This is a genomic window from Mariniradius sediminis (genome assembly GCF_021491425.1).
Lineage (GTDB): Bacteria > Bacteroidota > Bacteroidia > Cytophagales > Cyclobacteriaceae > Mariniradius > Mariniradius saccharolyticus.
Window position 1 is genome coordinate 94,009 of sequence record NZ_JAKEVZ010000006.1, and the last position, 11,101, is coordinate 105,109.

Consider the following 11,101-nt stretch of genomic DNA (forward strand, 5'->3'; position numbering starts at 1 on the left):
TTATTTCTTTCCTTTATCTTTCTTGGCGATGTGACCCCTAAAGTTTCTGGTTGGTGCAAATTCACCGAGCTTGTGCCCTACCATGTTGTCAGTGACAAACACGGGGATGAATTTGTTTCCATTATGCACAGCAAAGGTATGGCCTACGAAATCCGGGGAAATCATCGACCTTCTGGACCAAGTCTTGATGACAGATTTTTTCCCTGACTCGTTCATTACATCCACTTTTTTCGCCAAGTGATGCTCTATATAAGGACCTTTTTTTAACGAACGTGACATAATTATTTGCTTCTTTTACTGACAATGAATTTGTTAGAGTACTTTTTAGGAGATCTGGTCTTCTTACCCTTGGCAAGTAAACCTTTCCTAGACCTAGGGTGACCACCCGATGCACGCCCTTCACCACCACCCATTGGGTGATCGACAGGGTTCATCGCAACACCTCTGGTCCTTGGCCTTCTTCCCAACCAACGGTTCCTACCAGCTTTTCCAAGAACAACGTTCATATGGTCAGCATTGGATACTGTTCCAATAGTCGCCATGCAAGTTCCCAAGATCAACCTGGTCTCACCGGATGGCAACTTTACGGTTACATATTTGTCTTCCCTCGCTACTAACTGTGCATATCCTCCGGCAGATCTTGCCAAAGCTGCACCTTTACCAGGCTTCAGTTCGATATTGTGGATGATAGTACCCAAAGGAATGTTGTACAATTGCATCGCATTACCGATCTCCGGAGCAACGCTTTCACCAGAAACGATTTTCTGGCCTACTTGCAAGCCTTCTGGGGTAATGATATAAGCTTTTGTCCCATCTTCGTATTGTACCAAAGAAATCCTAGCGGATCTGTTTGGATCGTACTCGACTGTGAGCACTTCAGCTGACATATCGAATTTCCGTCTTTTGAAATCGATGATTCTGTAGCGCTGCTTGTGACCACCACCAATGTACCTGGAGGTCATTCGACCTTGGTTATTTCTACCACCAGTTTTCTTCTTTGGAGCCAGCAGCGACTTCTCAGGTTTTGATGTAGTGATTTCATCAAAAGAGGGAGCTACTCTGAATCTAGTCCCTGGGGTTACCGGTTTTAATTTTCTAACTGCCATGATCTTGATTCAATTAAATTTCTCCGTAAAAGTCAATGACTTCACCTTCTGCCACCTGCACAATCGCCTTCTTGAATGCATTTGTATATCCGGAAACAATCTTGTTTTTTGAATACCTGGTCTTTGGTTTCGCAGCATACCTCATTGTACGCACCTCAACAACCTTTACCCCATACATCTTTTCAACGGCCTTTTTGATTTCGGGCTTCTTTGCAGTTTTCTCCACAATAAACCCGTAAACGCCCTGCTCGTTTTTCGCAGAAATCTTTTCCGTAATCAAAGGTTTTTTTAGGATCTCCATTTTCTTACAATGATAAAAGGGTTTCTAACTTATTTACCGAGCCTTCACACAAAACCAGGCTGTCCGCATTCAAAAGGTCATAAGTATTGACACTGTCAACAGTGATCACTTTTGTCTTAGGTAGATTTCTGCTTGACAGATAGACATTCTTGTTGTTCTCAGGAAGGACAAAAAGCGTCTTCTTATCTGCCAAAGAAAGGCCTTGTAGCATTGAAATGTAGCTTTTCGTCTTAGGTGCATCGAATGACACACTTTCCAATACCAAAAGGCTATTTTCTTTCACCTTATAGCTCAACGCGGACCTTCTAGCGAGGCGCTTCAGCTTTTTATTCAACTTGAAGGAATAGTCTCTTGGTCTAGGACCAAATACTCTACCTCCTCCTCTGAAGTTTGGAGCCTTGATAGAACCCGCACGGGCGCCGCCTGTACCTTTTTGCTTCTTTATTTTCTTGGTAGAGCCTGCGATTTCGTTTCTCTCTTTTGATTTGTGCGTACCCTGCCTTTGTGCGGCTAGATACTGCTTCACGTCAAGATAAATCGCGTGGTCGTTGGGCTCGATACCGAATATGTCATCAGAAAGTGTAACCTTCCTGCCAGTGTCTTCACCGTTTTGTTTAAATACTGCTAATTCCATCTTCTTATTTCTCTAGAATTACAAAAGAGTTTTTTGCACCTGGAACTGAACCACTCACCAAAAGCAAGTTTTTCTCAGGATAGATTTTGAGAACTCTAAGGTTGATTACTTTCACCCTATCGCCACCAGTACGGCCGGCCATTCTCATTCCCTTGAATACTCTTGATGGCCAAGAGCATGCACCGATGGAACCTGGGTGACGTTGTCTGTTGTGCTGACCGTGGGTCTGCCCACCAACACCACCAAAACCGTGACGTTTCACAACGCCTTGGAAACCTTTACCTTTTGAAGTCCCGATAGCATCCACGAAGTCACCTTCGACGAACACTTCTTCGGCCTTCACGGTATTTCCGAGATTGACTTGACCTTCAAATTCGACTCTGAAGTCTCTGAATTCAACAACTTTCTGCTTCGGAGTTGTACCGGCCTTTTTGAAGTGACCGATCAATGGTTTGGGAGTGTTTTTCTCTTTTCTCTCGCCAAACGCCAACTGAACAGCGTTGTACCCGTCTGTGTCTACATTTTTTACTTGCGTCACTACGCAAGGACCAGCTTCTATTAGCGTGCATGCGACGTTTCGTCCATCGGCACTGAAAATGCTAGTCATTCCTACTTTTTTACCTATTATTCCAGACATCTTGTGTTGTATAATAAACTTCTACCATGGGCATAAGCACATGGTCCCTTTTTAAGGACTGCAAAGTTAAATATTATAATTTGCCTTACAAACCCCAACTTTAATATTTTCAATTATTTACAAAAATAAATTGCGCCGATGCGGATATTAACGGCCAATAAGTGTGAATTACCCTCATCAATCGCAGACGGACAAAATAAAGACCCACACCTATAGAGGTGTAGGTCTTTTTAAATTGGATAAATGATATTCGTCAGACTTTGATTTCTACATCTACGCCAGACGGTAACTCGATTTTCATCAGCGCATCAACAGTTTTTGAACTGTTGCTGTAGATGTCAACCAATCTTTTGTAGGTGCAAAGCTGGTATTGATCCCTAGACTTCTTGTTGACGTGAGGAGATCTCAACACGGTGAACTTCTCCTTTTTCGTCGGCAAGGGAATAGGACCAACCACGATGGCTCCGGTAGCTTTTACCGCCTTTACGATCTTTTCTGATGACTTATCCACCAGTGTATGATCGTATGATTTCAATTTTATTCTGATTTTCTGGTTCATTTTCTCTCAAGATTTAGGACTTCTCACCCTTTACTTTTGCAATCACACCCTCAGCAATGTTGTTTGGAACAGGCTCGTAATGGGAGAACGTCAAGGAGGCTGTCGCCCTTCCTGATGTGATCGTTCTCAAATCAGTCACATATCCGAACAATTCTGACAAAGGAACTGCGGCTTTAACAACGGTAGAGGTACCTTTGGTATCCATTCCCTTCATCAAGCCTCTACGCCTGTTCAAGTCGCCTGTGATCGGACCAGTGTATTCGTCTGGTGTTACGACGTCAACAGACATGATTGGCTCTAGAAGTTGCGGTCTACACTTTTTGGCAGCCTCCTTAAAGCCGATCCTCGCCGCCAATTCAAATGAAAGCGCATCGGAATCGACATCGTGGAATGAACCGTGAAACAACCTTACCTTCATCGATTCGATTGGATATCCAGCCAAAGGACCATTCTTCATAGCCTCTTGGAATCCTTTCTGCACAGGTGGGATGAACTCCTTTGGAATTACACCACCGACGATACCATTTACAAACTCAAGGCCCGGCTTGATCTCACCTGTTTCGGGATCTGGATCCCTTGGCCCCAATTCAAACACGATATCGGCAAATTTACCCTTACCACCGGTCTGCTTTTTGTAAACTTCTTTGTGCTCGACTTTTCCAAAAAGCGCTTCTTTATATGCAACTTGTGGTGCACCTTGGTTGATCTCGACTTTGAATTCTCTTTTGAGACGGTCAATGATGATTTCCAGGTGAAGTTCTCCCATACCTCTCAAGATTGTCTGACCAGTTTCGTGGTCTGTATTCACCTGGAGTGTAGGATCTTCTTCCACCAATTTGGAGATCGCCATGCCCAATTTGTCGACGTCAGCCTGGGTTTTAGCTTCAATCGCATACCCAATTACTGGCTCAGGGAATACCATTGACTCCATGACGACTTTGCGTTTTTCGTCGCAAAGGGTATCGCCGGTTTTGATATCCTTGAATCCAACAACGGCACCGATATCACCAGCTTCCAATCTTTCGATTTGGTTTTGCTTGTTGGCGTGCATCTGGAATACCCTTGAAATCCGCTCTTTGTTGCCAGAACGGCTATTGAATACATAGGAACCTGATTCGAGCACACCTGAATAAGCTCTCACGAAGCAAAGGCGTCCAACAAATGGGTCTGTCGCAATCTTGAAAGCCAATCCTACAAAAGGATCACCGAAATCAGGTTTGATCAAAACCTGCTCTTCAGAGTCAAGTTTGGTAGCGTACAAATCGTCCTTATCCAATGGAGATGGCAACAATTCCATTACCAAGTCCAACATGGTTTGAACGCCTTTGTTTTTGAAAGAAGATCCGCAAACCATCGGAACGATTTTCATATCGATAACCGCTTGCCTCAATGCATCGAGGATTTCTCTCTCGGTAATTGAATTCGGGTCGTCAAAGAATTTCTCCATCAACGACTCGTCATACTCGGCGACAGCCTCTAGAAGATACTCTCTCCATTGGTCCACCTCTTCTTTCATATCGTCTGGAATCGGAACAATCTGGTAGGTCATACCTTGATCGTGCTCGTTCCAAACCATCCCTCTGTTGTTAATCAAGTCAACGACACCTTTGAATTTGTCTTCGGCGCCGATTGGGAGTTGCAAAGGCACAGCCTTGCTACCCAGCATTTCTTTCACCTGCTTGCAAACGTTGAGGAAATCAGCTCCTGCACGGTCCATCTTGTTTACGAAACCGATACGGGCTACTTTATAATTATCAGCCAAGCGCCAGTTTGTCTCGGATTGTGGCTCAACACCGTCCACCGCACTGAACAAAAACACAAGGCCATCCAAAACCCTCAAGGACCTGTTTACTTCAACAGTAAAGTCAACGTGTCCTGGAGTATCAATCAAGTTAACTTGGTATTGGTTATTTCTGTAATTCCAAAAAACTGTAGTGGCAGCAGAGGTAATCGTAATGCCTCTTTCTTGTTCCTGCGCCATCCAGTCCATCGTTGCTGCACCTTCGTGCACCTCACCGATTTTATGGGATTTTCCTGAGTAATACAGAATACGTTCGGAAGTAGTGGTCTTGCCAGCATCAATGTGCGCCGCAATACCGATATTCCTGGTAAATCTTAAATCTCTTGCCATCCTAGTTAAAATCTAAAGTGTGAGAATGCTTTGTTGGCTTCGGCCATTCTGTGGGTGTCGTCCTTCTTCTTGACAGCGGCGCCTTCGCCTTTTGCAGCGGCGATGATTTCACCGGCAAGTCTGTCCATCATTGTTTTCTCACCCCTTTTTCTGGCGTAGGCAATCATCCATTTGATTCCTAGGGACATTTTTCTTTCGGGTCTAACCTCCATCGGAACCTGGAATGTAGCACCACCAACTCTACGACTCTTCACCTCGACGGATGGAGTTATATTGTTAAGCGCTTTTTTCCAAACCTCAAGACCGTTCTCACCTACTTTTGATTCAACCTTCTCGACTGCGTCGTAGAAGATTTTGTAAGCAATACTCTTCTTGCCATCGACCATCAGACAGTTCACGAACTTGGTCACCAAGGTATCGTGGAACTTCGGGTCAGGAAGAATATATCTCTTCTTTGGTTTCGCTTTTCTCATTTCTTTGTTGTTGTTTTAATTACTTCTTCTTAGCTGGAGCGCCTTTTCCTGCTGCTGCAGGTGCCCCTGGCTTAGGTCTTTTAGCACCGTACTTGGAGCGACCTTGCTTACGGTCTTTTACTCCGGCAGTATCCAATGCACCTCTGATAATGTGGTAACGTACACCTGGAAGGTCCTTTACCCTGCCGCCTCTGATCAATACGATAGAGTGCTCTTGCAGATTGTGGCCCTCACCTGGGATGTAAGCGTTTACCTCTTTACCGTTCGTCAATCTTACCCTGGCCACTTTTCTCATTGCTGAGTTAGGCTTCTTGGGAGTGGTAGTGTACACCCTGGTACATACACCTCTTCTCTGAGGACAAGCATCCAAAGCCTTGGATTTTGACTTGAACTCAAGGACGGTTCTACCTTTTCTTACTAACTGTTGTATAGTAGGCATTAACTGTTAAAATTTGGTTTATCCCGTTAACTTGTGATTTTTTGGACTGCAAAGGTATGCAAAGCGTTAAAACAAACAAAATTAAGCTGTTATATTTTTGGTTAGGCCTCCCCAAATGTCCCCCCAAAATTCATCGGGAAACCCGGCGCCTCCTGACCTGTTTGGATTTTCCCAAAGGCATCCTCGTATTTGCTGATATTGTCTTTCAATGCAGCCAGCAATCGCTTTGCGTGGTCAGGTGTCATGATAATGCGGGATTTCACTTTCGCCTTGGGCACCCCCGGCATCAATCTGATAAAATCAATCACAAATTCCGAGTTGGAATGGGCGATCATGGCGAGGTTGGAATATATCCCCTCAGCGATGTCCTCGGTCAGTTCCACATTGATTTGGTGATCCAAGTTTGGTTTTTGTCCTTTTCCGTCTTCCATGGTTTTATATGGTTTGGATGAAAAAAGGCCTGTATTTGCTACAGGCCTTTTATGATTTATTGATCAAATTTATTTTACAGCCTCTCGGGGTTTGCCGTAGGTTTTTTCTTTCTCTCCCGCCAAGCGGTCGTATTCTTCTGTCGAACCTACAATGATACCCTGGAATTTCCTCTGTCCGGTACCTGCAGGAATCAAGTGACCTACAATCACGTTTTCCTTCAAGCCCAAAAGCTCGTCGCGCTTGCCTCTGATAGCCGCCTCGCTCAGTACCTTGGTGGTTTCCTGGAAGGACGCCGCAGAGATAAAGCTTTCGGTGCCCAAAGAAGCCGCTGTGATGCCTTGGAGGGTAGGCTGCGAAACCGCGGTTTCCGCGTCTCTCACCTGTACCAACTTCAAATCTTTACGCTTCAAGCTTGAGTTTTCGTCCCTCAACCTTCTAGCGGTAATGATCATACCTGGCTTCAAAGTCGAGCTATCTCCGGCATCCATGACAACTTTCTTATCCAGAATGTTGTCGTTTTCTTCACGGAATGCCCACTTGTCCACAATCTGACCTTGAAGGAAGTTGGTGTCTCCAGGCTCAAGAATCTCAACTTTCTGCATCATTTGGCTAACGATCACCTCAATGTGCTTGTCGTTGATTTTCACACCCTGAAGTCTATATACTTCTTGGATTTCATTTACCAAATATTCCTGTACGGCTGTAGGGCCTTTGATGGCCAAGATGTCGCTTGGAGTAATGGCTCCGTCAGAAAGGGCTTCACCAGCTTTGATAAAGTCGTTTTCCTGAACAAGGATATGCTTGGAAAGAGGCACCATGTAGCGCTTTTTCACACCATCTTTGGATTCAATGAAGATCTCCCTGTTGCCACGCTTGATACCTCCGTAAGTAACGACGCCATCGATTTCAGAAACCACGGCTGGGTTGGAAGGATTCCTTGCTTCGAAAAGCTCGGTTACCCTTGGCAGACCACCGGTGATGTCACGGGTTTTTCCTACAGATCTTGGGATCTTCACAAGGATTTGTCCAGCTTTCACCATTTCTCCCGCTTCTACGGCCAAGTGTGCACCCACTGGAATGTTGTAAGACTTGCTTTCGTCCATTCCATAGTTTACTACAATCGCTGGGTTTTTGGTCCTATCTTTTGTTTCGATGATTACTTTCTCTCTGTAACCGGTTTGATCATCAGCAACTTCTTTGAAAGTAATGCCTTCGATGATTGAATCGTACTCGATTTCGCCGTCAAATTCCGACAAGATAACCGCGTTGTAGGGATCCCAGGTACACAGGGATTCGCCTTTGGCGATTTTTTGACCATCCTTGACGTTCAATGTAGCGCCATATGGTACGTGGTTGGAAACCAAAGTTTTTCCGGTTTTCGCATCATTGATCTTGATTTCACCGGATCTACCCATAACGATGGTAACTTTCTCACCATCCTTGTTGGTAGTCTCTATAGATCTGAATTCCTCATCAAATTCAACCACACCTTCGAACTTAGCATTGATGCTTGCCTCGACTGAAATGTTGGAAGCTGTACCACCCACGTGGAAGGTTCTCAAAGTAAGCTGTGTACCTGGTTCGCCGATAGATTGTGCGGCGATAACACCGACGGATTCACCGGATTGTACCATACGGCCAGTCGCAAGGTTTCGTCCGTAGCATTTGGCGCAGACCCCTCTTCTGGTTTCGCAGGTCAGTACTGATCTGATTTCGATTTCTTCAACAGCAGACTCATCGACTTTCTTGGCGATTTCTTCCGTTATTTCTATACCCGCAGGAACAAGGAGTTCCTCCGTCACTGGGTCGTAGACATCGTGCACTGATACCCTTCCTAGGATACGCTCAGAAAGTGGCTCTACAATTTCATCGTTGTCTTTCAATGCCTGTACCACCAAGCCCCTCAAAGTACCGCAGTCCTCTTCAGAGATAATCATATCTTGAGCCACATCAACGAGCCTTCTGGTCAAGTAACCGGCATCAGCTGTTTTCAAGGCTGTATCGGCAAGACCTTTTCTGGCACCGTGGGTAGAGATAAAGTACTCCAATACATCCAGACCTTCTTTGAAGTTGGAAAGGATTGGGTTTTCGATGATTTCGCCAACGGAACCTTGAAGGTTTTTTTGCGGCTTGGCCATCAGACCTCTCATTCCTCCGAGCTGACGGATTTGTTCCCTAGAACCTCTAGCACCAGAGTGCATCATCATGTAGATCGCATTGAAACCCTGCTTGTCCTCTTCCATTTGCTTCATCAAGATGTTGGTCAAATGGGAGTTGGTCCTAGTCCAGATATCGATCACTTGGTTGTAGCGTTCGTTGTCCGTAATAAGACCCATCAAGTAGTTGTTCCAAACTTGATCTACTTCATCCTTTGCTTTAGTAATCAACGGATCTTTGTCAGCAGGAATGATTACGTCATTTAGGCCCATGGAAAGACCTCCTTGGTAAGCCATTTGGAAGCCAAGCTGCTTGATATCATCAAGGAACTGAGCCGTCCGGGCCACACCGCATATTTTTACTACTTCAGAGATAATCTGTTGAAGCTTCTTCTTAGTCAACAATTCATTGACATATCCCACTTCCTCAGGTACATACTGGTTGAAAATCAAGCGACCTGCAACGGTATCAATGATTTTTTCAACCAACTGACCATTTTCATCCCGGGTTTTCACCTTACACTTAATGAATGCATGCTGCGAAAGTCGGCCTTCATTGAGTGCGATGATCACTTCTTCTTCGCCGTAGAAAGTCATCCCTTCGCCCAATACAGGCTCTTCTGGAGTTGACTTTTTGCCTTTGGTCACATAGTATAGACCCAAAACCATGTCCTGCGAAGGAACGGTGATTGGCGCGCCATTGGCTGGGTTGAGGATATTGTGTGATGAAAGCATCAATGTGGAAGCTTCCAAGATCGCTTCGTGACCAAGTGGTACGTGCACCGCCATCTGGTCACCGTCAAAGTCGGCGTTGAAGGCAGTACAAACCAATGGGTGAAGCTGGATCGCTTTTCCTTCGATCAGTTTTGGTTGGAATGCCTGAATACCCAATCGGTGCAATGTCGGAGCACGGTTGAGCAATACAGGGTGTCCTTTCAATACGTTTTCAAGGATATCCCAAACGACTGGGTCTTTCCTGTCAACGATCTTCTTGGCGGATTTTACAGTCTTGACAATACCTCTTTCGATCAGCTTCCTGATGATAAATGGCTTGAACAATTCAGCCGCCATGTTTTTTGGCAAACCACATTCATGCAATTTCAATTCCGGACCGACTACGATAACCGAACGGCCAGAGTAATCCACCCTTTTGCCGAGGAGGTTTTGTCTGAATCGACCTTGCTTACCTTTGAGCATGTCGGAAAGCGACTTCAGAGCCCTGTTTCCGTCAGATCTTACTGCATTGACTTTTCTTGAGTTGTCAAACAAGGAATCGACTGCTTCCTGCAACATCCTTTTTTCGTTTCTCAAGATAACCTCAGGTGCCTTGATGTCAATCAGCCTCTTAAGACGGTTATTTCTGATAATCACCCTTCTGTAAAGGTCATTCAAGTCGGATGTGGCGAAACGACCGCCATCCAAAGGAACGAGCGGGCGCAATTCTGGTGGAATAACAGGAACCATTCTCACTACCATCCACTCGGGACGGTTTTCAATTCTGGTCCTTGCTTCACGGAATGCCTCAACAACCTTGAGACGCTTCAATGCCTCAGCCTTTCTTTGCTGAGAAGTATCGGTCGCGGCTTGGTGTCTAAGGCTATAGGAAAGATCATCCAGGTCCAAACGGGAAAGGAGCATTTCAAGCGCTTCTGCACCCATCTTGGCAATGAATTTATTCGGATCCTCGTCGTCAAGCATGTGGTTTTCCTTTGGAAGCTTGTCGATAATGTCCAAATACTCGTCTTCGGTCAAGAAATCAAGGTATTGTACACCGTCTTCAGCTTTGATTCCTGGCTGTACCACCACATACCTTTCGTAGTAAACGATCTGATCCAATTTCTTGGTAGGTAACCCCAACAGGTAGCCGATTTTATTGGGAAGCGATTTGAAATACCAGATATGGGCAACAGGAACCACCAATTCTATATGGCCCATTCTCTCCCTTCTGACCTTCTTTTCAGTCACTTCCACGCCACATCTGTCGCAGATAATACCTTTATATCTTATGCGCTTGTATTTACCACAATGACATTCCCAGTCTTTGACAGGCCCGAAAATCCTTTCACAGAACAAACCACCCATCTCTGGCTTGTAGGTTCTGTAATTGATGGTTTCAGGCTGGGTTACTTCACCATGGGAGCTATCCAGAATGGATTCTGGAGAAGCCAAGCTGATCGTGACCCGGGAAAAGTCAATGTTGAGTTTTTTGTTTTTTCTGAACGCCATAATTGTC

General features: G+C 45.1%; 11 protein-coding genes. All 11 read right to left on the reverse strand.

Going from position 1 to position 11,101, the window contains the following annotated elements; translation table 11 throughout:
• A complete protein-coding gene (gene rpsS, locus L0U89_RS09185; RefSeq protein ID WP_040480082.1) occupies window positions 1–279 on the reverse strand; it encodes a 30S ribosomal protein S19 in 279 nt (92 codons plus the stop codon).
• A 2-nt stretch (window positions 280–281) separates the two neighbouring features.
• A complete protein-coding gene (gene rplB / locus L0U89_RS09190; RefSeq protein WP_234861257.1) occupies window positions 282–1,106 on the reverse strand; it encodes a 50S ribosomal protein L2 in 825 nt (274 codons plus the stop codon).
• A gap of 13 nt (window positions 1,107–1,119) precedes the next feature.
• Complete coding sequence (gene rplW / locus L0U89_RS09195; RefSeq protein ID WP_040480085.1) at window positions 1,120–1,407, reverse strand: 50S ribosomal protein L23; 288 nt, start codon at window positions 1,405–1,407, stop codon at window positions 1,120–1,122.
• Between the two features lie 4 nt (window positions 1,408–1,411).
• Entirely contained in the window at window positions 1,412–2,041 is a 630-nt protein-coding gene (rplD, locus tag L0U89_RS09200; protein ID WP_234861258.1) for a 50S ribosomal protein L4, read from the reverse strand.
• 4 nt (window positions 2,042–2,045) lie between these two features.
• Entirely contained in the window at window positions 2,046–2,678 is a 633-nt protein-coding gene (rplC, locus tag L0U89_RS09205) for a 50S ribosomal protein L3 (RefSeq protein ID WP_040480324.1), read from the reverse strand.
• 253 nt (window positions 2,679–2,931) lie between these two features.
• Entirely contained in the window at window positions 2,932–3,237 is a 306-nt protein-coding gene (gene rpsJ, locus L0U89_RS09210; protein WP_008627480.1) for a 30S ribosomal protein S10, read from the reverse strand.
• A 13-nt stretch (window positions 3,238–3,250) separates the two neighbouring features.
• Complete coding sequence (gene fusA / locus L0U89_RS09215; RefSeq protein WP_008627482.1) at window positions 3,251–5,368, reverse strand: elongation factor G; 2,118 nt, start codon at window positions 5,366–5,368, stop codon at window positions 3,251–3,253.
• A 5-nt stretch (window positions 5,369–5,373) separates the two neighbouring features.
• Window positions 5,374–5,841, reverse strand: a complete 468-nt coding sequence (gene rpsG / locus L0U89_RS09220) for a 30S ribosomal protein S7 (RefSeq protein WP_008627485.1) — start codon at window positions 5,839–5,841, stop codon at window positions 5,374–5,376.
• Window positions 5,842–5,860: 19 nt separating this feature from the next.
• Window positions 5,861–6,280, reverse strand: a complete 420-nt coding sequence (rpsL, locus tag L0U89_RS09225; RefSeq protein WP_040480088.1) for a 30S ribosomal protein S12 — start codon at window positions 6,278–6,280, stop codon at window positions 5,861–5,863.
• Between the two features lie 101 nt (window positions 6,281–6,381).
• On the reverse strand, window positions 6,382–6,711 hold the full coding sequence (locus L0U89_RS09230; RefSeq protein WP_008627489.1) for a DUF3467 domain-containing protein: 330 nt from the start codon (window positions 6,709–6,711) through the stop codon (window positions 6,382–6,384).
• Window positions 6,712–6,780: 69 nt separating this feature from the next.
• Window positions 6,781–11,094, reverse strand: coding sequence for a DNA-directed RNA polymerase subunit beta' (rpoC, locus tag L0U89_RS09235; RefSeq protein ID WP_234861259.1), 4,314 nt, complete (start codon window positions 11,092–11,094; stop codon window positions 6,781–6,783).
• Window positions 11,095–11,101: the final 7 nt, after the last annotated feature.